The sequence below is a fragment of the Paraburkholderia polaris genome (genome assembly GCF_012927345.1).
Taxonomy (GTDB): Bacteria; Pseudomonadota; Gammaproteobacteria; order Burkholderiales; family Burkholderiaceae; genus Paraburkholderia; species Paraburkholderia polaris.
Genome location: NZ_JABBGJ010000023.1, coordinates 92,471 through 115,595 on the forward strand (window position 1 = coordinate 92,471; position 23,125 = coordinate 115,595).

Consider the following 23,125-nt stretch of genomic DNA (forward strand, 5'->3'; position numbering starts at 1 on the left):
CGGCGGCCTTACGCGTTTGTCGCGGGATGCGGCAAACGGTGGCTATCCGAAATCGAGCAAGCGCTATACCTGGCGGCTAGCGCTCGCGCCAGGCCCTAACCTCGTCACGTTGCCTCGGGGTGTTCGCCTTCGTCAGTGGTAAGTTGTTCTTCCAGACGATCAAAAACGCGTTGCGTCGCGCGGCTCGGTGCGTCGAGCGCGAACAGCAGCAATGAACGGCCGGTGACCTGATACGAGTCGCCGGCGTTGAATTGAGGCAATTCGGCGCGCACCGGCATGTTCGTATCCAGCAGACAAGTCCACTGATCGCCGTCGGGAATTTCCGGCAGGGTGAAATTGACCACGTCGTGATGGGCATTCAGCACCAGCAGCAAAGTCGCATCAGAGGCCGGACGCCGAATGCCGCTCGCCTGAGCGCGTCCGTCGATCACAAGCCCGAAGCAGCGCATCGAAGGATCGTCCCACTGTTCCTGCGAAAGATCGGTACCGTCTGGAGAAAGCCAGCGCGCGTCGGTCACTTCGAGCGCCTCATTGAATTCGCCGCTGAGAAAGCGTCCACGACGCAGTACCGGGAGGCGATGGCGCAGCGTCGTCAGATTCTTGACGAACTCGGTCAGCGCGCGGCCGTCGTTGTCGATGGCTTCCCAATCGACCCAGCTGATCTCGTTGTCCTGGCAATACGCGTTGTTATTGCCCTTCTGCGTACGACCGAATTCGTCGCCCGCGAGGATCATCGGCGTGCCTTGCGACAGCAGCAGGGTAGCCAACAGATTGCGCTTCTGGCGCTCGCGTTGCTGCCGGATTTCCGCGTCATCGGTTGGGCCTTCGGCGCCCATGTTCCATGACTTGTTGTCGGAATGACCGTCCTTGTTGTCTTCGCCGTTGGCTTCGTTGTGCTTGTCGTTGTAAGAGACCAGATCGTTGAGCGTGAAGCCGTCGTGCGCGGCGACGAAGTTCACACTGGCCCACGGCCGGCGCCCGCGATGGTTGAACCTGTCGCCCGAACCGGTCAGGCGTTTGGCGAGATCAGGGACCTCGCCTTCGTCGCCCTTCCAGTAGCCGCGTACGGTATCGCGAAAGCGATCATTCCATTCTGCCCAGCCGGGCGGAAATCCGCCCACCTGATAGCCGCCCGGGCCGCAGTCCCACGGTTCGGCAACCAGCCGCACGCTCGAGAGCACCGGATCCTGCCGGCAACTGTCGAGGAACCCGCCGCCTTCGTCGAAACCGTGCGGTTCGCGGCCGAGAATCGTGGCGAGGTCGAAACGGAAACCATCGACCTTCATCTCCGTCACCCAGTAGCGCAAGCTGTCAGTGACCATTTGCAGCACGCGTGGATGGGACAGATTGAGCGTATTGCCAGTGCCGGTATCGTTAATGTAATAGCGCGGTTCGTCCGGCATCAGGCGATAGTAGGACGCGTTGTCGATACCTTTAAAGGAAATCGTCGGACCGCGCTCGTTGCCTTCCGCAGTGTGGTTGTAGACCACGTCGAGAATGACCTCGAGGTTGGCATTATGAAAACGGTCCACCATTTCCTTGAATTCACCCACCGAGTCGATCGACGATGCGAAGAAGCGCGGATCGGCCGCGAAGAAGCCGATCGTGTTGTAGCCCCAGTAGTTGGTGAGACCTTTGTCGAGCAGATGGCTGTCGTTGACGAAGGTTTGAATCGGCATCAATTCGACCGACGTAACACCGAGACCCTTGATGTAATCCAGCACAACCTGCTGGCCGAGTCCTGCGAAGGTTCCGCGCAAATTTTCCGGTACGTCGGGATGACGTTTGGTAAAACCGCGCACATGGGTCTCATAGAAGATCACCCGCTCCCAGGGCAGCGCATTGCGTTCCGGATGACTCCACGAAAAGTTGGCGTCGACCACCTTGCACTTCGGCACGAAGGGGGCGCTGTCGCGTTCGTCGAACGACAGGTCGCCTTCTTCCGAATCGAGCGTATAGCCGAAGATTTCGGGCACCCATTTGAGCTCGCCGATATGAGCTTTGGCGTAGGGATCGAGCAGGAGTTTGTTCGGATTGAAGCGATGTCCTTTTTCGGGTTCATAGGGACCGTGGACTCGATAGCCGTAGACCGCCCCGGGTTTGAGATTCGGCACGAACACGTGCCAGACTTCGTCGGTGTACTCCGGCAGTTCGATCCGCTCGATTTCCGTTTCGCCGGTTTCATCGAACAGGCAGAGTTCGACCCTGGTTGCATGCGCTGAGAACAGCGCGAAGTTGACACCGCTGCCGTTCCACGTCGCACCAAGCGGGAATGGTGTGCCTTCCGCGATGCGCGTCGAGTAGTTGGCCTGGGATGGCATAGGGATTCCTGTGGAAGCTGAGGCGCAGGCGCGCGTGTTTTAGGGTGCAAGCGCGCTGGAGCAGCAAATTCCGGACCCGAACGTTGCGCGTGGGGCACGGCGGTGCCAAGGCACAACTCTTGCAGCTGGCAAGGTGGAAGACTACTTATGGCCCCTCGCCATACGTGCCCAAAACAGACAGCAGGGAGAACAGTCACCATGCGAACCATATCAACCAAGCCGCTCGTTGTTGCAGCGCTACTCCTCGGCACACTAGCGGCCTGCAACACGACCTACGCCCAAGGCGCCCCTCAGGCAATCACGGAGAAACGCACGGACGTCGTGCAACTGGCAAGCGGCTATCGAGCGTCGAAGCTGAGCGGCGCAGACGTCTACAACAATAACAAGGACACGATCGGCACACTGGACGATTTGATCGTCTCGCCGAGCGCTGACCGTAGCACGTACGCGATTCTGTCGGTTGGCGGTTTCCTTGGCATGGGCAAACATCTTGTGGCTGTGCCATTCACCGACTTGCAGATTAACAACCGCCGCATCGTCTTGCCCGACGCAACCAAAAAGTCGCTGGAAGCCCTGCCCGAATTCAAGTACGCGCCGGACTAAAGCGCCTGCCGTTGCGGGGACGTGATACTCGGACGGGTCGTGGTTAATCTACTAGCCCGAGCGACTCGCCCGAGCGCATTGTCGAACTGGCCGTGTTCGAAATGCGGCGTTGCCGGTCAGCGAAAACTATTCAATAACCCTAAATAATTGGCGCGCTGCCGGTAACTGAAATCGTCGCCCCGGAATAAGCGGTTTTCCTCAAACACTTCAATCTTTTCAACTGTTACGTTGTTTTTACGGCGGCCCGATAGCATGCAGCGCGGCGGCCGATTCGAGCAAGCGCAAGAGCCGCTCCGGCGTCAGGGGTTTGGCGCAATGCGCGTCGAACCCGGCCGCCTTGGCACGCGCCCGGTCTTCGCGCGAAGCAAAAGCGGTACAGGCCACCAGCAGCATGTCTGAAGTTAACGGGTCGGCCCGCAGGCGGCGAGCCAGCTCAAGGCCGTCGAGGCCGGGCATCTTGATGTCGAGCACAACGGCGAACGGCTGCCACTCGCAGGCCATCTCGCAGACGGCGAACGGGTCTTCCAGCGCGCGGCACTCGAAACCGTCAGCATTCAGGAGCATTTGCAAAGCTTCCGCCGCTTCCAGGTAATCGTCGACCACAAGCACGCGACGGTTTGATGCCATCGCGTACTGGATAGTCCGCCAGACTACGACGTCGTCGTTCTCGTCCATTCTGTCGTCGAACGTCACCCTATTCTCCTTGGCTTCTTCTTGGTGCCGCGTGCGGGCACCGAGGAACATGCGCGCAAGATTCGCTCCCGCTTTGCAGCGAACGCTGAATGCTCGCTGCCCATTCGCTTCGGTTTTTGCCACGCCGCTCCGGATGCGCCGCCACACGCGTCACCTCATCACCATAACTCACTGCGTGGCCTGCCGCTTCCTGATTTATGCTCTCTTGACTCATTCCAATACCTCGTGCGCAAGCACGGGATGTTGCGTTGAAGTATGGATAAAACGCACTTCCGTCGTGCATGCCGCCCTTGCCGCGTGCATTGCGCATAGGTTCCTACTCACTTCGGCATCATCGGCCCGCTATATACGAGCGAATATAGTCAGCGAGTTGGGGAAAACACGCAGCCTTCGGTTCAAGGAAAATGTGAAATTTTTCGAAAACGCGGCATCGTGTGATGGAATTCTGTCTGCGGGTTATCCCGCACGGTCGTCGATGAAGCCCTTCAACATAGCGAGCGTGTCGGCGTCATCGATATGTTTATCGGTGCGCCAGCGCAGCATGCGCGGAAACCGCACGGCGACACCGGACTTATGACGCGGACTCGCCTGAATCCCCTCGAAGCCAATTTCGAATACCAGCGTCGGCGTGACGCTGCGCACGGGTCCGAACTTCTCGATCGTGGTCTTGCGCACGATTGCATCCACCTGGCGCATTTCTTCATCGGTAAGTCCGGAGTAGGCCTTAGCGAACGGTACGAGCGTACGCACGCCGTTGGCCTCGTCCCAGACGGCGAAGGTGAAGTCGGTGTACAGACTCGCACGCCGCCCGTGGCCGCGTTGGGCATAGACCAGCACGGCATCCACCGCATACGGATCGATCTTCCACTTCCACCATGTGCCGGCAGCTTTGGTGCGGCCCACCCCGTACATCGACTCACGCTCTTTCACCATCAGACCTTCCACGCCGCGTGCCCGGCTCTCTTCACGCAGTCTCGCAAGCGTCTCCCAATCCGGCGCGGAGATCACCGGCGACACGCGTAAGAGATCGCGTGCAAGCGTCCCGTCGACCGATTCGGCCAGCGCGTCGAGTTGCGCACGCCGCTCTGCCAGTGGGGTCATGCGCAGATCCTTGCCGTGCGCTTCGAGCAGGTCGTAGGCGAGCAGCGTGGCGGGCGAATCAGCGAGAATTTTTTTGGTCAAGGTTTTGCGGGCGATCCGTGGTTGCAGCCGCGCGAATGGCAACGGTGCGGGGGCGCCCGGCTCCCACGCGAGAATTTCACCATCGATCACGAAGCCGTCGGGCAATGCTTCACCGAGCGCCGCAACCTCGGGGAACCGCTCCGTAATCAGATCCTCGCCGCGCGACCATAGCCACACACGTCCGCCGCGCTTCACCAATTGCGCGCGAATGCCGTCCCACTTCCATTCGATCTGCCAATTCGACGGCTCGCCGAGCGTTGCCGGATCGGCCTGCAAGGGATGCGCGAGAAAGAACGGATAAGGCAAGCCGAGATCGCTGTCATGCGTTTGCTGGGCGGATGGCGCGTCGTCACCGTTTGGCTCCGGCGCAATCAACCGCAGGTACCGTGCCGCATCCGGTTTCTGTTGCGAGTCGGTCCAGCCGACCATGCGCTGCGCGATCCGCTTATGATCGACACCCGCCACTGACGCCAATGCCCGCACTACCAGTTGCCGCGCGACGCCAACCCGGAAACCGCCGCCAATCAGTTTGGTCAGCAGAAAGCGGCCGCCCCAGTCGAGTTCGTCCCAATAGCTGAGCAAACGCACGCGTAATTCTTCCGGCGCCACACCGCGCAGCGTCAGCACGCGTTGCTCGATCCACTGCGTGAGGCCGAGTTCGGTGCTGCGTTGCGCGGGCGGCAGGATATGTGCGATGGTCTCGGCCAGATCCCCGACCGCGTGATACGACTCCTCGAATAACCACTCAGGCAGGCCGGCGCGTTCACGGGCGATTTCGCTCAGGAGGCGCGTCGGCACCGATTGACGAGGCTTGCCACCGGCGAGAAAGTACGACGCCCACGCGGCGTCCTCAGGCGCAGCCGCGGCGAAATAGCTGGTGAGCGCCTCGAGTTTGTCATGCGTGGAGGTCGTCGCATCGAGCGCGGTATAGAGGGCGGCAAAGCGTTTCATGGGTCGCCCGCTGCGTTGTCGTCGCCGTATTGCGTTTCAAACGCGCCCGCCTCGAGGCCTTGCTCGCGCAGCCAGCGCACCATCGGCTCGACCGAACCGTGCGTAACGATGACGCGTTCAGCGCCTGTCGCCTGAATCGCGGTTTGCAGGCTGGGCCAATCCGCGTGATCCGACAGCACGAAGCCGCGATCCACGCCGCGCCTGCGCCGCGCGCCGCGCAGACGCATCCATCCCGAAGCAAACGCGTCGCTATAGTCGCCAAAACGTTTCAGCCAGGCGCTGCCTTGTGCAGACGGAGGTGCCACGATCAACGCGTGCCTGAAAACCGCTTTATCTTTCGCCGGTATTTCACTGACGGGGCGCACCGGCGGCAAGCGCACGCCGGCATCCCGATAGGCACGATTGAGCGGCTCGACCGCGCCATGGCAGAAGATTGGCCCGATCCCGGCATCAACACTGGCCAGCACGCGTTGCGCCTTACCGAACGAATAGCAGAACAGCACCGACGCGCGCCCTTCTGCCGCATTATGACGCCACCATGAATCGACACCGTCGAATACCGTTTGCGGCGCATCCCACCGATAGATCGGCAAACCGAAGGTCGATTCGGTAATGAAGGTGTCGCAGCGCACCGGCTCGAACGCTTCGCAGGTTGGGTCGGGGTCGAGCTTGTAATCGCCGGAGGCGACCCATACGCGGCCCTTATGCTCGATCCTGAGTTGCGCAGAACCCAGCACGTGCCCAGCGGGATGCAGCGAAACCGTCGTGCCGCCAATATCGAGCCGCTCGCCGTACGCGAGGGTTTGCAGCGTGATGCCGGCAAGTCGCGAGAGCAGCACGTTCGCGCCCGCCTTCGACGCGAGATAGTGCCGATGCCCGAAGCGGGCGTGGTCGGAATGCGCGTGCGTGATCACGGCCCGCTCAACCGGTTGCCATGGGTCGATGTAGAAGTCGCCTGGCGGGCAATACAAACCCTCCGGGCGCGCGACCACGAGGTCAGCGAGTTCGGCTTGATTGGACGCGTTGGTCATTGTGATTTCATACGCCATCGTGCTGTCCAGGCAAAGCAAACTGCGTTCCCGCTACGACGGCCCATGCATTCCACGTCCCTCGCGGGCGGCTGGCCGCATTCTTGCTCACCATATAAGGTAAGTAGGGTAAGCGCTGAAACGGATTGCTTTCCCGGCAGACCGGTGACGCGCAACGTGAGGAGCCATGTCAACCATCATCGATGAGCACGCGCTGTATGTCGTCAAACATCCCGGCACGTTTATCCTGCAGACGTTGAAAGCTTTCCGCGCGAACCAGGGTTTGCTGCTGGCGGGGGCGGTCGCGTATTACGCGTTATTGTCGATTGTGCCGCTGATGATTCTGATCGTGATCGTGTTGTCACGGCTCGTGCCGCAGCACGTTCTGCTGACGGCGCTGGCTCATCTGCTGCAGTGGCTGGTGCCGGGGCAAGCCACCGCGCTGGTACATGAGCTGGCCAATTTTCTGGCGCATCGCGCGGTGATCGGCTGGGTGCTATTGCTGACGATGATCTTTTTCAGCTCGCTCGCATTCACGGTGCTCGAGAACGCGATGTCATTGATTTTCGTGCATCGGGTGGTGGCGCGGCGACGGCACTTTTTGCTGTCAGCGCTGTTGCCCTATTGCTACATTCTCTTTCTCGGCATTGGGTTATTGATCGTGACGTTTGTATCGAGCGGGCTGGAAGCCGTCGGGGCCGAGGGTGTCAAACTATTCGGCCTGCATGTTTCATTGCAGGGATTGTCGCGCGTCGTGTTGTATCTGCTCGGTCTGGCGGGCGAGATTTTTGTCTTGACGTCGATCTATATGGTCATGCCGGTTGGGCGCCCGTCGCTCAGACACGCGCTATTCGGCGGGATTGTGGCCGCCGTATTGTGGGAGATCACGCGGCACGTGCTGGTCTGGTATTTTGCAACGCTGTCTCAGGTGAGCGTGGTCTACGGATCGCTAACGATGGCGATCGTGATCCTGTTCAGCCTGGAGTGGCTTGCCACCCTGCTCCTGTTCGGCGCTCAGGTGATTTCGCAATACGAACGATTCGGACTTGAACCGGCCAAGGCAGCGCCGCAGGAAATCAAAACGGCGTGACGTAGTTGAACAACATGACCAAACTGATCACCGCCTTGAGGTGCTGGCAACGCTGTGCCGATCCTCGCTGGACCTGCACGGTGCTGGACAATCAGGGAATGATGCGCGCTCCCTGCGGTGCGGGCGGTCAGCCACGCGGCGCCTCGGCCTAGTGGCAAGACTGCGGTAACATTCCCATAGACGCAGGGCACAGCGTATTCGCCGCTTCAACCCCTGCACGCCTCAGGACTCGACAATGAGCATCAGCAAGCGCAATAACGTGAATATTTCCGGTGCCGGCAAACGGACCATGGTGTTGGCGCACGGCTTCGGCTGCGATCAGAGCATGTGGCGCTACCTCGCGCCGTCGTTCCATGCCGAATACAGAACCGTGCTGTTCGACCTCGTGGGCAGCGGCTCCTCTGATCTGTCCGCCTATGACTTCGACAAGTACGGCTCGCTGGACGGCTATGCGGCCGACCTGATCGAGATCGTCAATGATGTCGCCGCCGATGGGCCGGTGGTGTTCGTCGGCCATTCCGTAAGCGCAATGATCGGCTTGATCGCCGGTCTCGAAGCGCCGGACCTCTTTGCCGCGCAGATCATGGTGGGGCCGTCGCCATGCTATGTGAATGACGGCGACTATGTCGGCGGCTTTTCGCGCGAGGATATCGAAGACCTGTTGCGCACGCTCGAAAGCAATTACCTCGGCTGGTCGAGCACGATGGCGCCGGCCATCATGGGCGCGCCAGGGCAGCCTGAACTCGGCGTCGAACTGACCAACAGCTTCTGTCGCACCGATCCTGAGATCGCGAGGCACTTCGCCCGTGTCACGTTTCTCTCCGATCACCGCGCGATACTGCCGCGCATCGTCACGCCTGCGCTGATCCTGCAATGTAGCGACGACATCATCGCGCCGCTCGCGGTTGGCGAATACATGCAAAGAATGATGCCCGCCAGCACGCTGCACATCATCGAGAACGTCGGCCATTGTCCGCATCTGAGTGCCCCCGGCGCGAGCGCCGCGGCCATGCGCGCCTTCCTCGAGCCGATGAGCCTGTAAGACAATGCAAAGCACGGACAGTCAGCTGCCGTCAGCCGATATGCTGTTCGAGCACGCCGCCTGCGGCCTGCTCGTGACCGACGCCGACGGCCGGATCCTGCGCGTGAACGCGACCTTCTGCGGCTGGCTCGGCTATAGCTCGGTTGAACTCGCCACAGCGAAGCGCATTCAGGACCTTCTGACCGCCGGCGGCAAGGTGTTCTACCAGACGCACTGGGCGCCGCTTCTGCAAATGCAAGGCTCGGTGGCCGAGGTCAAGCTGAACATGATGCATCGCGACGGCCACCTGGTGCCGATGCTGCTCAACGCCGTACGCCGTCGTCATGGCGAAGTCAGCTACCTCGAAGTGGCCGTGCTGATCGTCGCGGATCGCCACAAGTACGAGCAGGAATTGCTGCTCGCGCGCCGCAATGCGGAAGCATCTGTCGCCGCGCATCAACTCGCGCAGAAAGAGTTGCAGGAAAGCCGTGACGTGTTGAGCCTCGCCATGCGCGGCGCGCGCATGGGTGCGTGGTCGCATGAGCCGAAGTCGGGCAAGTTCTGGTGGAGTCGCGAACTGGAAGCGCTCGCGGGTTATGCGGAGGGACGCTTTGCGAAAACACCGGACGGCTTTTTCGAACTGATTCATCCCGGTGACCTGATTGCGCTCAACGAGGCAGTCGACCATGCGGTGAAAAGCGGCGACGACTACGTCGCCGAATTCCGCTTCCTGCATGCAAGCGGCGACTGGTGCTGGATGGAAGGTCGAGGCCGCGCCGCTTACGACCACCAGGGCGAGCCGCTGATGATCTACGGTCTCGGTATCGACGTTACCGAGCGCAAGGAAGCACAGACCGTGCTGCTGCGCCAGGCGGCGATTTTCGAGCATCTGAGCGACGCGATCGTCATCACCGACCTCAGGGGTAACATCACCGATTTCAACGTCGGCGGCGAACGCATGCTGGGTTATCGCATGCGCGAGATTCTCGGCAAGCCGATCTCGATGTTCCATCCGCCGGAAGATGCGCTGCGCATCCGGCGAGAAGCGTTCGCCGGCCTCGCTGCAGACGGCACGTGGCGCAGCGAACTGACCTTCGTGCGGCGCGACGGCTCGCGCGGCGTGTGCGAAACGGTCGTCAAACCGTTGGCGAACGCACGCGGCGACGTCTACGGCGCGGTCAGCGTGAGTCGCGACATCACCGAGCGCAGGCGCGCCGAGCATCAGTTGCAACGCCTGAACCTGGAACTCTCGAAGGCCGATCGCCGCAAGGATGAATTCCTCGCCACGCTCGCGCATGAACTGCGCAATCCACTCGCGCCGATGCGCAATGTGCTCGAAATCCTGCGTCTGAAGGAATTCGCCGACCCGCAACTGAGTTGGTCACGCGACGTGTTCGACCGGCAATTGCAACATATGACGCACCTGGTCGACGACCTGCTGGAAGTGTCGCGCATCACGCAGGGCAAGCTCGAATTGCGCAAGCAGCGGCTCGAACTCGCGCGCGCGATGCAGGCCGCCATGGAAGCGGCACGGCCCACGGTGCAGGCGTCGGCGCATCATCTGAGCGTGACCTTGCCGCGCGAGGCGCTCTACCTCGACGCCGATCCCACGCGCCTGTCGCAGATGATCCTGAACCTGCTGAACAACGCCGCCAAGTACACGCCGCCAGGCGGCAGCATCTCGCTCGCCGCGGAGCGCGAAGGTGACGAAGCGGTGATCGTCGTGCGCGATTCCGGCATTGGCATTCCGCGCGAGCATCTGGGCAGCGTGTTCGAAATGTTCTCGCAACTCGCCCCGGCGCTGGAACGCTCGCAAGGCGGCCTCGGCATCGGTCTTGCGCTGGTGCGCGGCCTCGCCGAACTTCATGGCGGCACAGTCGCCGCATTTAGCGGCGGGCCGGGCAACGGCAGCGAGTTCGTGATTCGCCTGCCGTTATCGAAAGCGACCTCGGAGCCGCCGAATAGCGAGCCGTCCGAGGTGCCACGCTCCGCGGGCTTACGCGTGGTGATCGTCGACGACAATGCGGATGCCGCCGATAGCCTCGCCATGGTGCTCGAGCTCGAAGGCCACGAGGTGCGCACAGCCGGTGACGGCATCGCCGGGCTCCAACTGGTCGGCGAATTCGCGCCGCAGGCGGTGATTCTCGATATCGGCTTGCCCCTGCTGAACGGCTATGAAGTCGCGCGGTGCATTCGGCACGATCATCACAATACCGACATTCTGCTGATCGCCGTCACCGGCTGGGGCCAGCAGCAGGACAAGCAGGCCGCCGAAGATGCCGGCTTCGACCATCATTTCACCAAGCCGGTCGATCCGCGTGAATTGCAGCGCGTGTTGAGCCGGTAGCACGGCTGAATGCCTACCGTTAAAATTACGCGATAACCGCCTGCCTATTCACCATGATCACCGACACCGCCTCCGCCCGCAACGCCGTCCTGAACGACAGTTTCTCGCCACGGACGGAGACTGCGGCCCATGCTTGATGAAGCCCGGATCGTCAACGCTCTGGCGGCGCGCGACATCGTGCCCGACGCGAGCCAGCGCGATGCAATCGCGGCGCTCGTCACCTTGCTCGGCACCAACGGGCGACGCGCGAAGTCCGGCGCCATGCTCGCGCATCAGGGCGTCTATTGCTATGGGCTACCCGGACGCGGCAAAAGCCTGGTGGTCGATACGGCGTTTGAACTGGCAAGCTGCCGGAAGCGGCGCCTGCACTTTCACGAGTTCCTGCGTGAAATGAACCGGCGTCTGGTGAGTGAACCACGCGGCGACGATCGGCTGGGCTCGGTCTCGAGACAATGGCTCGATGGAGTGGATCTACTGTGCTTCGACGAATTCCACGTGCACGATATCGCCGATGCCTTCCTGATGGGCCGGTTTCTCGATACCGCGATCGGCCTCGGCACGCGCATCGTGCTGACCTCGAACTACGCGCCGGACGCCCTGCTGTCCGACCCCGAGTTTCACGAGCGTTTCCTGCCGACGATCGAACAGATCAAACGTTGCTTCACCGTGATCCACTTCGACGGCTCGCGTGATTATCGCTTCGACGGCGAAGAAGCGTCGTTGCCGCATTTCTTTGCACCGCTGGATGCGGCGACCAGCGACGCGCTGCTGCAAATTTTCGCGCGCTATGAAGGCAGCGAAACGCTGGAACCGGCCACAATCAGCGCAGCCGGCCGTCCGCTCGCCGCCCGCGCGGCGGGCGCCGCCTTGCTATGGGCGGACTTCGAGAGCCTGTGTGTGGCGAGCCGTTCGCATCTCGACTATCTCGATCTCGCGGAACAATGGCATGGTCTGATTCTCGACAAGGTGCACACCGAGTGGCTCGCGAGATCACCTACGTTGCAGCGGCTCATATGGCTGGTCGATATCTTCTACGACCGAAAGCACGCGCTGTTCATCGCGTCCGATCAGCCGATCGAAGCGGCGCTCAGCGGACTCGAAGGCGCACACGACCTGTCGAGAACGCTGAGCCGTCTCGCGGAAATGCAATCACGCGGCTATCTCAGCACGCTCGACGGTACGGCAGGCGCTGCCGGAGTTGCAGCGCAGACCGTCGCTCAGCCGTGATAGCGGCGCGTGTTTCTGCCAATCTCACAGTCCACGAACCGCCAAACCTTATTCCTGGCTGCGCTTCGTCTTCACCCGCGCAATCTGCTGCTTCGCCGCGTCATACACACGCTCCGGCGTGAAGCCAAACTTCTTCTTAAGATCGGCGAGCGGCGCGGACGCACCGAACGTATGCATCACCACCTGCCCGCCGAGCCGTCCGACATAGCGGTCCCAACCCAACGACGCCGCCTGCTCGACCACGACGCGCGCATCCACGTCGGGTGGCAGCACGGAGTCCTGATACGCCTCGTCCTGGCGCTCGAAAAGATCCCACGACGGCATCGACACCACCCGCGCCGCGATCCCTTCGCTCTTGAGCTTCTCGTAGACGTCGACGCACAGTGACAGTTCGCTGCCCGTGGCGAGCAAAATCACCTCCGGCTTCTGCCCGTCTGGCGCATCGGCGAGAACATAAGCGCCCTTTTGCACGCCCTTGGCCGACGCATAGCGCGTGCGATCCAGGGTCGGCAACGCCTGGCGCGACACGACAATGCACGACGGCCGCCGCGGGTGCGACATCGCCACACGCCAGACCTCGGCGGCTTCGTTCGCGTCGCCTGGGCGCAGCACGGTCAAACCCGGCACGCCGCGCAGCGACGCCAGTTGCTCGATCGGCTGATGAGTCGGACCATCTTCGCCGACGCCGATCGAATCATGCGTGAACACGAAGATGGCCGGCACTTCCATGATCGCCGAGAGGCGGATCGGCGGCTTCATGTAGTCACTGAAAATCAGGAAGGTCGAACCGAATGGCCGCAGATTCGACAACGCCAGGCCGTTGACGGCGGCGCCCATCCCATGTTCACGAATTCCGAAGTGCAGGTTGACCCCGCCGTAGTTGTCGTATTCGAAGCTGCCCGCGCCTTCGAATTTCAGATTGGTCTTGGTGGACGGCGCGAGATCGGCCGCACCGCCGATCATCCACGGCACGCGCGCGGCAATCGCGTTGAGCACCTTGCCCGACGATTCACGCGTGGCGATGCCCTTCCGGTCGGCATCGAAGGTCGGAATGTCGCTGTCCCAGCCCGCCGGCAATTCATGCGCTTCCATCTGCGCGAATTCGCGCGCCAGTTCCGGGTATTTCTTGACATACGCGTCGTACTTCGCCTGCCATTCCTCGCGCGCCGCCTTGCCGCGCGCGCCGATGCCTTGCTGGAAGCGTTCATGCACGCCATCCGGCACATAGAAGAACTTGTCTTCGGGCCACCCATAGAACTTCTTGGTTAGCGCCACTTCTTCGACACCGAGCGGTTCACCGTGCGCGGCGGAGGTGTCCTGCTTATGCGGCGCGCCCCAGCCGATGATGCTGTGGACCACGATCAGCGTCGGCCTGTCCGTGATGCTTTTCGCTTCGACAAAGGCGGCTTCGAGCGCGGCGGCGTCGTTTGCGTCGTTCACATGCAGCGTGTGCCAGTTGTAACCCCGAAAGCGGGTCTCCACGTCGTCGCTATAAGCAAGGTCGGTGTGGCCTTCAATCGTCACGCGGTTGCTGTCGTAGATCCAGATCAGATTCGACAATTTCAGATGCCCCGCGAGCGAGGCCGCTTCGTGCGAGATGCCTTCCATCATGTCGCCGTCGCCGCATAACGCGTAGACGCGATAATCGAACAGCGGCGCATCGGGCTTGTTGAAGTGGTTTTCGTACCAGCGCGCCGCCATCGCCATGCCGACGCTATTGCCCAGCCCCTGGCCGAGCGGCCCGGTGGTCGTCTCCACACCGGTGGTCATGCGGTATTCGGGATGCCCCGGGGTCTTGCTGTCGATCTGACGAAAATGTTCGATGTCGTCTAGCGACACGGCGGGCGAGCCGGTCGGTTTGCCTTCGTCATCCACGGCCTTCACGTTCGCCAGATGGAGCAGCGAGTACAACAGCATCGACGCATGCCCGACCGAGAGCACGAAGCGGTCGCGGTTCGGCCACAGTGGCTCGTCCGGATCGTAGCGAAGGTGGTTTTGCCACAGATGGTAGCCGACTGGGGCCAGTGCCATCGGTGTGCCGGGGTGACCGGAATTGGCCTTTTGCACAGCGTCCATCGATAGCGTGCGAATCGTGTTGATGCACAGCTGATCGAGGGCGGGATCGTTTTGCATGGGGACACTCCTTGTTCGGCGGTTGGGGACTTCGCCGGGACGCCCTGGATTGGCGTGGCCGGCGACCCGTGTTCGTGTGGAAGAACGTGGAAAGAACGCATGAGGCACGCAAGGCTCATCGATGATGCGCCGATGCGCGCAAATCTGCACGGCGCGTTACATCCGGTGCCACGTTGTACCGATGAATGGATTCGGTTCTTTCAAACGGCTTGCGGCTTTGCGGCGGTGCAAAAGCTGGAGCAATGAAGTCTTTCCGTTGCGATCAGGCCGCATGCAGCCAGTGTTCGATCAGCGGGCCACGCTTGCCGTCGACGGGATCCATGGCGGGGAACGGCAAGGCCTCCATCGCCGCCTGTTCCTGCGGCGTCAGGGCTTCGCGGCGGATGTCCCACTGCTGGCCTGCCGGATAGCCTGCCACCACCTGGAAGTGGCGCGCGAACGCTTGCAGGCAATGGCCCGTGCCCGCGGGCAGCAGTAATGCGTCGCCCGCGGATATTTTCACCAGGCGCCCGCCCGGGCCACCGACGATCACTTCAGCGGAGCCGTCGGTTACACCGAGTACTTCATGCGCGGTCGCATGGAAATGGTGGTAGTCGAAAATCCCGTCGCGCCATTGTGGCGGCCACTCATTGCCTTCGAACAGAATCTCGAATGCAGCGGCGAGGTCGCCGCTGTCCGGCGCGAGCACCCGGTGGTAGATGATTACCGGCAACTTGCGGTTGTTCGGCACCCAGTCGTGCGGCTCCAGCATGAATACTTCATAGCCGGTCTGAGCCGCGTCGAATCCATGCTTCGAATCGTTGTACACGGTAGCTCCTGTACTTCCGAACTTTGCAAACATATGACGAAATTCCGTATCACGCGTGATGCGTCGACTGCCCGCGTTGCGTCACTTCTTCACTTGTGACTCACGGCCGCCGCCGCCTGGCGGCTCGGCGTGCGTACCGGTGCCCAGCGGCACTTCAGCGGTTTGCTTCGGACGCTCGCTCGAACGCTGCGGGTTGGTTTGCGCCGCTACCTCGGTCTGCTCGACCGGCTCGATGCCGAGCGGGCTGGGCTCGACGTAGTGAGTTCCGCTCGGTTTGCTGCGCGGTGTCGCGCCCGGAGCTTCGCGTTCTGCGTTGGGACCTTCGGTGGGTTTGTTGCCCGGAGCTTCGCGTTCTGCGGTGGGGCCCTCGGTGGGTTTGTTTTCCTGCATGATGCTCTCCTTGGAGTGGGCTTCACCGTGGATGCAGCAACAACCGGTCCCTCTCCGTGAAAGCGTGGATATCCGCTCAGCAGCCGCGCGCAGGCATGGCAGTTGCACCGCCAGCGCTGAAGGTCTGGATCAATTTTTGTAATTCCGGTGCTACTTCTCCGGAGCCGCGCGGTCGGCGGCCACGATCTGTCGTCCGTAATCAATCGCGGCGCGGCGTGCCTCGTCGGCGGTCGCATAGGGGCCGATTTCCGGTGCACCGTCGAATGGAAACAGAATCCGCCTGTCAGCTTTTCTGACGACCTTCAGTCCACCTACGTAACGGCCGTCGCCTGTTCCGTGATAGCTGGCGTAAATCTCGAAGTCATCGTCAGCCACGTCGGCCTTATGTCGCGCCATGTTTATTTCCCTTGTCCCTGCACCTTCAGTGCCCCAATTCCGGTGTCGTATTGCGTCGTCAAATGCCGTAAGGGCAGCGAGCGCGTGCCGACTTCGAGCAATACCTGTTCCACGCGAGGCGGGCACTGGCTCAGGCACGGATGAATGAATGTAGACGGTGCGAACGCAAGATCGCTGCTTCCTGGCCCAGCGCGTTGTAAGCGCAAATTAAGGCACTGGTCCGGGAATTGCGGGCTCCCGGTGCAAGCCGGTGTGACAAGTGACTCGACCGGTCTACCCGCCAGGAGCCAGCATGAGTACCGAAGACATCACCGGGCACGCGACGGACGGCGACACCGCCCCCCTCAAGCCATACCGCCACCCCGCCGGCGGCTGGGGTTCGATCAAAGCGGTTGCGTCGATCCTCGTGCAGGAACACGTCGCGTTGAACGGCAGCCGCATCCTGTCGCATCAGAACAAGGCCGATGGCTTTGCGTGCGTGAGCTGTTCGTGGGCCAAGCCGGCAGACCCGCACCTCTTCGAGTTCTGCGAAAACGGCGCGAAGGCCACCGCGTGGGAAATCACCAATAAGCGTGTCGACATCGACTTCTTCGCCGACCATACAGTGAGCGAGCTTCAATCGTGGAGCGGCCTCGAACTGGAATCGCGCGGCCGCTTGACTGCGCCGATGCGATGGGACGCCGCGACGGATCGTTACGTGCCCTGCACGTGGGAACACGCATTCGCAGAAATCGCGCAAGAACTGCGCGCGCTCGATCCAAACGAAGCGGTGTTCTATGCGTCGGGGCGTGCGTCGCTGGAAACGTCGTACATGTATGCGCTGCTCGCCCGCATGTATGGCACTAACAATCTGCCCGATAGCTCGAACATGTGTCACGAAAGCACCTCGGTCGGCTTGCCGAAGACCATCGGCGCGCCGGTGGGCACCGTGCAACTCGAAGACTTCGAACACACGGATTGCATGCTGTTCTTCGGTCACAACACCGGCACGAATGCGCCGCGCATGCTGCATCAGTTGCAGGATGCGCGTAAGCGCGGCGTGGAAATCATCACCTTTAATCCGCTCAGGGAACGCGGGCTCGTCAGCTTCGCCAATCCGCAGTCGCCGGTTGAAATGCTGACGCCGAGCCAAACGCAGATCAGCACGCAATACCATCAGGTGAAAATCGGCGGCGATGCGGCAGCGATTGCCGGACTCTGCAAGCTGCTGATCGAATGGGACGACGAGGCGCAGCGCGACGGCACGCAACGGGTGCTCGATGCGGCCTTCATCGCCGAACATACGCACGGCTTCGAGGCGTTCGCCGAGTCCATGCGCGCCACGACGTGGGAAGAGATCGAGCACCACTCGCAACTCACGCGCGCGGCGCTCGACGCAGCGGCGCGCGTCTACGCGCAAGCGAATGCGGCGATGGTGCTGTATGGCATGGGTATCACGCAACATCGTAGCGGCGTGCACAACGTACAAATGTTGTCCAATCTGCTGCTACTGCGCGGCAATATCGGCCGGCCCGGCGCCGGGATTTGCCCGATCCGCGGTCATTCGAATGTGCAAGGACAGCGCACGGTCGGCATTACCGAAAAGCCCGAACTCGCACCGCTCGACAAGCTGAAAGAACTCTACCGTTTCGAGCCGCCGCGCGAGAAAGGCATGAGCACCGTCGAAGCCTGTCAGGGCGTGCTCGACGGCAAGGTCAAAGCATTCATCGGCCTGGGCGGTAATTTTCAGGTGGCGATACCCGATCATCACGTGATGGATCCGGCATGGCGGCGGCTCAGGCTCACGGTGCAGATCGCCACCAAGCTCAATCGCAGTCACCTGCTGCACGGCGAGGTTGCGTATTTGCTGCCGTGCCTCGGGCGCATCGAGATCGACCGGCAAGCAAGCGGCGAACAATGGGTCAGCGTGGAGGACAGCACGGCGTGCGTGCACGGTTCGCACGGGCTCGCTGAGCCTGCCAGCGATATGCTGTTGTCGGAACCGGCGATCGTCGCCGGGATCGCCAAAGCGCTGCTGCCCGGCAACCCGCAGCTGGATTGGGATGCCTGGGTGGGCGACTATGCGCTGGTACGCGACGCCATCGAGCGCACTTATCCTGATCAGTTCCGCGATTTCAACCAGCGCTTCAGGCAACCTGGCGGCTTTCACCGGCCATTGCCCGCATGCAAACGCGAGTGGAAAACGGAAAGCGGCAAGGCGAATTTTATCGTGCCCGACACGCTCGACGAAGACGCGGACATGCCGGCTGCCGGCCCCGACGTGCTGCGGTTGATGACGACGCGCGGCGACAGCCAGTTCAACACCACCGTCTATGCGCTCGACGATCGTTTTCGCGGCGTGTACGGCACGCGCGACGTGCTGCTTATGCATCGGGACGACCTGACGCGCCGGGGCTTTGCGGAGGGCGACGCTGTTTGCATCTCGACCGTGTCGGACGACGGCGTGACGCGCGAAGTCGATGGCATGCGCGTGCACGCATTCGATATTCCACGAGGGTGCATCATGGGCTATTACCCGGAATGCAACCGGCTGATCCCGCTCTCGCATCACGCGAAATCGAGTCTCGTGCCGGCGTCGAAGTCGATTCCGATACGTTTGCGCAAGTCGGCTTAACGCAAACGCGTGACGTCAGTCGACGGCTTGCAAACCCGCCTCAAAACTGATGCATCATCCCGACATAGGCGCCGGTTTGCGATTCGCCCGCGAGCGGACTCGTGTTATTGGTGGCATCGCGCGGCGACGCTTCAAGCGAAAAATTCGAGTTGCTGCCGTTGCGCACATAGCCCACCGTGCCGTACACGAAGGTGCGCTTCGAGAGGTTGTAGGTGGTGCCGAGCACGTACATCATCGCGTGACCGGATGGGTCGTGCGCGGCATCGCCGCCGCCGTCGCCGACCTTGATGTAGTAGCCGCCCGCCGTCACCGCCCAACGCGACTGGACGTTGTACGTGGCGCCAAGCCAGTAGTGATCGGCGCTGTCGGCCACGCCTACCGGTGAATCCGGCGCTGCGTAATGCGTATACGCGCCCTGGATCTTCACTGCGTCGAAATGCACGTTCGCACCGACGAAATATTCGCGCGAACTCTGGAAGATGTTGCTGAAGCGGCCGTTGCTGTCGCGCAGCTCGTCATAGATGCCGCGCACGTCGAAGAGCGGCGAGTGATACGTGAGCATGATGCCGTCGGAGCGGCCAAACTCGCCCGTCGCACCGCTGTTGAACGCGCCCGCCTGATTGCCGAGGGCGTATTGCGCCTGTACGTCGAAGCCCCACAACACCGGGCTGTGATACTCGACGTTGTTGTTGGTCTGCTGCCAATTGCGTCCGCGCACAAGCGATGCCGACGAAAATGCTTGCTGCACGAACGGATCGAATTCCCACACACCGTCGCTGTCGATGAACAGATTGCGCCCAGCCTGCAGCGTGCCCCACTGGTCGCTCTTCAGGCCGACGAACGCACGCCGTGACCACAACAGTCCGCCACTGGTCGTGCCGTTCATGATTTGCAGACCGGTTTCCAGGTTGAAGATCGCATTCAACCCACCGCCCAGATCTTCATTGCCTTTGAGGCCCAGCATACTGATGCCCCAATCGCCGCCTTCAGCACTCCAGCGGCTCGAGCTGCCGCCCGCGCCATTGTTGATGTGATTCAGATATTCCACGCCGCCGTCGAGACGGCCATATAACGCCACGCTGGTTTGACCGTATGCCAGAGGACTCGCCACCGCCAGGGCAGCCATTAATTTTGTATGTAGTCGCATTGTTTTGCCGTGAGTTTGTTCTGTCGAGAGGGTGGGCAAAGCCGGCTGCCGATGAACCTATCCGGGAGATCGAAAGGTACTCACGATAAGATAGTCGGTCATTTGGCCTCAGCCAAATCGAAATGCGTCATTCGTTACTTGCCCATTCATCATTTGCCACTTGCCATGAACGCGCCTGAACTCACCGAAGACGAAAACCTTGGCCTTTACCAACGCGCGACCGAAACCGGCGCGGAATGGTGGCGCGTCAGTGTGGCGGACCGGCCGGAGAACTATCGGCTCGAGCATGGGGTCGATGAAGGCAACAGCAGCGGATCGGTCGACATCGATCTGGTGGTCGACGCAGAAAACCTGCGGGCGAAGCTGAAGAAGTGGCGCCGCGAAGGCTTTGCGATTGATACGCCCGATGTCTCGGACGAAGCGGGCACGGCAGAACGGGTGGCCTTCATGCCGGAGTTGCAGCGCGCTGCGGCGCGGGCCTCGGCGGGGAAGACCCGGCTAGACGCAGAAGGCGCGGGCGAAACCGTGCGCATCGGTCATGTCGACGTGCCTTGCGGCGTGGACAATCCGCTCGTGCCGCGCGTCAATCCGGCCTATCTGTTCTCCGAGCGCTTCAACGACATTGTCGAAGATATCGTGGAGAACCGTCGCGTGATGCTGATCGGTCACACCGGCGCGGGCAAGACCAGCCTGATCGAACAGGTCGCCGCGCGATCGCATCACGGCGTGTTGCGCTCGAACATGAATGGACAAACCACCGTCGGCGATTTTGTCGGTTTCTGGACGGTCAAGGGCGGCGAGACGATCTGGGTGGACGGCGTGCTGCCCACGGCGATGCGCGAAGGCTTGTGGCTGATCGTCGACGAAATCGATTTCGCGGAACCGTCGATTCTCGCTGCCCTCACCGCCGTGCTCGAACCGCACGGCCGCCTCGTGCTGAAAGAAAAAGGCAATGAGATCGTCGCGCCGCATCCCGCGTTCCGGCTGTTCGCTACGGCGAATGCCGTTGGTGCGATGAGCCAGTTCCGTCATCTGTATCAGGGCGCGAATCTGATGAACGAGGCGTTTCTCGATCGCTGGCGCGTCTATATGCTGGACTATCTGACACCCGCCGAGGAAGCCGACGTGCTGATACGCACCCTCACCCCGCATATGACGCGCGCGCTCGCCACCACCCTTGCCGCGATCGCCGCCGACTGCCGCGCGGCGTTCGCCCGCGAAGACCTGTCGAGCGCTTTCTCCACACGGCGCCTGCTCGACTGGGCCGAACTGATGCTGCGCACCGGCGACCCCGAACGCGCCGCCGGCCCGGCGATTTACGCGAAGGTCAGTCCGGAGGACGCGGCGCTGATTCGCGGCATCGTTCGCCATCACATTGCGCCGGCCGCCTGACGGTACGTAAGCACAACGAGCACAATGACCGCAATGCACCCAACGCGCGACACACGAGGCTTCGCGTTCGAATCGACGCTCAGCAAAGTGGCGCGCGTGCTGACCGGGCAATACGGCGTGACGGTCGCCTTCAGTCCGGATGGTCCGCGTGTCGAACCCGGCCGCATCGTGATTCCCGACTATGAGCTGAGCGGCGGCGTCGAGCGCGACGTGCTGATCGGCTATCTGGACCTGCTGGTGGCGCGCGCCAAGCACTCTTCGCTGGCGCAGATGGACGCGCTGCCTGGCGGCGTGGCGGCGAATCTCGCGCAGGTGATCGAGGACCGCCGCGTCTCTTCGCAACTGCTCGACGAGTATCCCGGCGCGCGCTGGTTCATCGGAAAACTGCGTGCGCATGCCGCCGAACAGACGCGGCAGCGCTGGCCGAAACTGCATTGGCGCGACCGGCTGGTCTGGCTGGTGGAGCGCGCGCTGTGGGACGAACAGCCGACCCTGACCGAAGCGAGCCATTCACTGCTGGCTGCGCTGCACGCCGCGCAGGATCTGCTGGACGAGGCGCGCAGAAGCAGTTCGACTGCGCATAGCATCGCGGCCGCGCAGGCCTTGGTGGCGCGCGTGCGGGCCCTGTCGGCGGGCGATGTCAACAGCATGGTGTTCACCGCGGATCCGGTTGAAGACATTGACACGGAAACCGCCCCTTCTTCGTCCGAGCCGTTCAACGATGACGACACGGCCCTGCCCGACCAGGACAACGCCGCCTCGCCGCCGTCCGATAAAAGCGGCGGCGCACAAGCGGAGAATGCGGTGGGCATGGGGCAATCGCTGGCCGATGCGCAGCAGCCATCGGCCCGTTCCGAAGGTGAAGCGCGCGCAGCGTCGGAAACCGCTCGCGCGCGGCTGTCGATTCCGCTCGCCACCGAATTCGACGAAATCGCCGACCTCACCGGTCAGGGCGACAGCGCGACATGGCGCGAGCTTCGCGCGCAGGCCCGCGCGGATACCGCACCGCTCAAGGAGAAACTCGAACGCGCGTTGAGCGCCGACGAACGCACCCGTTGGCGCCGCGAGCAGGAGCGCGGCGAAATCGACCGCACCTCGCTGGCGAAGCTTGCCACGTCGCCCGGTTACCGTACGCCGTTTCGCACGCAGCGGGCGGCCAAAGGGCGCGACGTCGCCGTGACCTTGCTGATCGATCGCAGCGGGTCGATGGCCGGGCGCAAGATCGAACTCGCGCGCCTGTGTGCGACCGCGCTGTGCGATGCGCTGACGCAGTTGTCGTTCGACTGCGAAGTGCTCGGCTATTGCTCGCTCGAGTCCGCGCCGATGAAGCAACTGTATGAACGGCAACTGGCGGCCGGTGCGGATTTGCGGCGCTACAACCGCTTTGTCGAGCGGCTCGATCTGAAAGTCTACAAGCGCTTTGGCGCCACGGATCTGAGCGGCATCGCCAGGATCGATTGCGGTCACGAGAATCCGGACGGCGAAGCGCTCGCCTGGGCCGCGACACGGCTCGCGGATCATCAAGCCGAACGGCGCATTCTGATCGTATTCTCAGACGGCTATCCGTCGACCGGCGACGGCGACCCGCAGGTGCTGCGCCACGATCTGCGCGAACGCGTGGCGGCGATCCAGAAACGCGGCATCGAACTGGTGGGGATCGGCGTGCTGACCGATGCGGTCGAGGACTTCTATCCGCACAACGTGGTGGTGAGCCGTCTTGCGGAATTGCCGTCGACGGTGTTTTCGGTGTTGAGTTCGATGCTGCTGACGCGCTAGCACGTC

The 23,125-nt window shown here is 62.1% G+C and carries 17 protein-coding genes; 8 read left to right on the top strand and 9 right to left on the bottom strand.

Annotated features, from left to right (window positions below; all coding sequences use genetic code 11):
- Positions 1–104 precede the first annotated feature (104 nt).
- Complete coding sequence (gene glgX, locus HHL24_RS21795; RefSeq protein WP_169487472.1) at positions 105–2,321, bottom strand: glycogen debranching protein GlgX; 2,217 nt, start codon at positions 2,319–2,321, stop codon at positions 105–107.
- A gap of 198 nt (positions 2,322–2,519) precedes the next feature.
- Here glgX and HHL24_RS21800 point away from each other — a divergent pair, with 198 nt between their 5' ends.
- The gene (locus tag HHL24_RS21800) at positions 2,520–2,924 is read left to right on the top strand and encodes a PRC-barrel domain-containing protein (protein ID WP_169487473.1); all 405 of its coding nucleotides are present in this window, start codon (positions 2,520–2,522) and stop codon (positions 2,922–2,924) included.
- A gap of 234 nt (positions 2,925–3,158) precedes the next feature.
- On the opposite strand, the gene HHL24_RS21805 is transcribed toward HHL24_RS21800, so the two are convergent.
- From HHL24_RS21805 to HHL24_RS21815, 3 genes are all read right to left on the bottom strand, one after another.
- Entirely contained in the window at positions 3,159–3,599 is a 441-nt protein-coding gene (locus HHL24_RS21805) for a response regulator (RefSeq protein ID WP_407947519.1), read from the bottom strand.
- A gap of 474 nt (positions 3,600–4,073) precedes the next feature.
- Positions 4,074–5,750, bottom strand: coding sequence for an ATP-dependent DNA ligase (locus HHL24_RS21810; RefSeq protein WP_169487474.1), 1,677 nt, complete (start codon positions 5,748–5,750; stop codon positions 4,074–4,076).
- Positions 5,747–6,781: a ligase-associated DNA damage response exonuclease gene (locus HHL24_RS21815; RefSeq protein WP_169487475.1), complete on the bottom strand. Its 1,035-nt coding sequence runs from the start codon at positions 6,779–6,781 to the stop codon at positions 5,747–5,749. The genes HHL24_RS21810 and HHL24_RS21815 overlap by 4 nt, the downstream gene beginning before the upstream one ends.
- A gap of 184 nt (positions 6,782–6,965) precedes the next feature.
- Here HHL24_RS21815 and HHL24_RS21820 point away from each other — a divergent pair, with 184 nt between their 5' ends.
- From HHL24_RS21820 to zapE, 4 genes are all read left to right on the top strand, one after another.
- Positions 6,966–7,868, top strand: a complete 903-nt coding sequence (locus tag HHL24_RS21820; RefSeq protein WP_169487476.1) for a YihY/virulence factor BrkB family protein — start codon at positions 6,966–6,968, stop codon at positions 7,866–7,868.
- A 235-nt stretch (positions 7,869–8,103) separates the two neighbouring features.
- On the top strand, positions 8,104–8,910 hold the full coding sequence (locus HHL24_RS21825) for an alpha/beta fold hydrolase (protein ID WP_169487477.1): 807 nt from the start codon (positions 8,104–8,106) through the stop codon (positions 8,908–8,910).
- A 4-nt stretch (positions 8,911–8,914) separates the two neighbouring features.
- Positions 8,915–11,236: a hybrid sensor histidine kinase/response regulator gene (locus tag HHL24_RS21830; RefSeq protein WP_169487478.1), complete on the top strand. Its 2,322-nt coding sequence runs from the start codon at positions 8,915–8,917 to the stop codon at positions 11,234–11,236.
- A gap of 129 nt (positions 11,237–11,365) precedes the next feature.
- Positions 11,366–12,463 carry a cell division protein ZapE gene (gene zapE / locus HHL24_RS21835; protein ID WP_169487479.1) on the top strand — a complete coding sequence of 366 codons (1,098 nt, stop codon included), beginning with the start codon at positions 11,366–11,368 and terminating at the stop codon, positions 12,461–12,463.
- Between the two features lie 48 nt (positions 12,464–12,511).
- Here the strand turns inward: zapE and tkt are convergent, their stop codons facing one another.
- The 4 genes from tkt to HHL24_RS21855 all read right to left on the bottom strand — a co-directional run bounded on the left by tkt (position 12,512) and on the right by HHL24_RS21855 (position 16,190).
- Entirely contained in the window at positions 12,512–14,596 is a 2,085-nt protein-coding gene (tkt, locus tag HHL24_RS21840; RefSeq protein WP_169487480.1) for a transketolase, read from the bottom strand.
- 262 nt (positions 14,597–14,858) lie between these two features.
- Entirely contained in the window at positions 14,859–15,404 is a 546-nt protein-coding gene (locus HHL24_RS21845; protein WP_169487481.1) for a cupin domain-containing protein, read from the bottom strand.
- Positions 15,405–15,485: 81 nt separating this feature from the next.
- Positions 15,486–15,794, bottom strand: coding sequence for a hypothetical protein (locus HHL24_RS21850; RefSeq protein ID WP_169487482.1), 309 nt, complete (start codon positions 15,792–15,794; stop codon positions 15,486–15,488).
- Positions 15,795–15,944: 150 nt separating this feature from the next.
- Entirely contained in the window at positions 15,945–16,190 is a 246-nt protein-coding gene (locus HHL24_RS21855; protein ID WP_169487483.1) for a DUF6723 family protein, read from the bottom strand.
- Positions 16,191–16,482: 292 nt separating this feature from the next.
- Between HHL24_RS21855 and HHL24_RS21860 the strand changes: the two genes are divergently transcribed.
- Complete coding sequence (locus tag HHL24_RS21860; protein WP_169487484.1) at positions 16,483–18,804, top strand: FdhF/YdeP family oxidoreductase; 2,322 nt, start codon at positions 16,483–16,485, stop codon at positions 18,802–18,804.
- A gap of 40 nt (positions 18,805–18,844) precedes the next feature.
- On the opposite strand, the gene HHL24_RS21865 is transcribed toward HHL24_RS21860, so the two are convergent.
- Positions 18,845–19,930, bottom strand: coding sequence for a porin (locus HHL24_RS21865; protein ID WP_169487527.1), 1,086 nt, complete (start codon positions 19,928–19,930; stop codon positions 18,845–18,847).
- 186 nt (positions 19,931–20,116) lie between these two features.
- Here HHL24_RS21865 and HHL24_RS21870 point away from each other — a divergent pair, with 186 nt between their 5' ends.
- Complete coding sequence (locus tag HHL24_RS21870) at positions 20,117–21,343, top strand: AAA family ATPase (protein WP_169487485.1); 1,227 nt, start codon at positions 20,117–20,119, stop codon at positions 21,341–21,343.
- A 24-nt stretch (positions 21,344–21,367) separates the two neighbouring features.
- A complete protein-coding gene (locus HHL24_RS21875; protein WP_407947518.1) occupies positions 21,368–23,119 on the top strand; it encodes a cobaltochelatase CobT-related protein in 1,752 nt (583 codons plus the stop codon).
- Positions 23,120–23,125 lie beyond the last annotated feature (6 nt).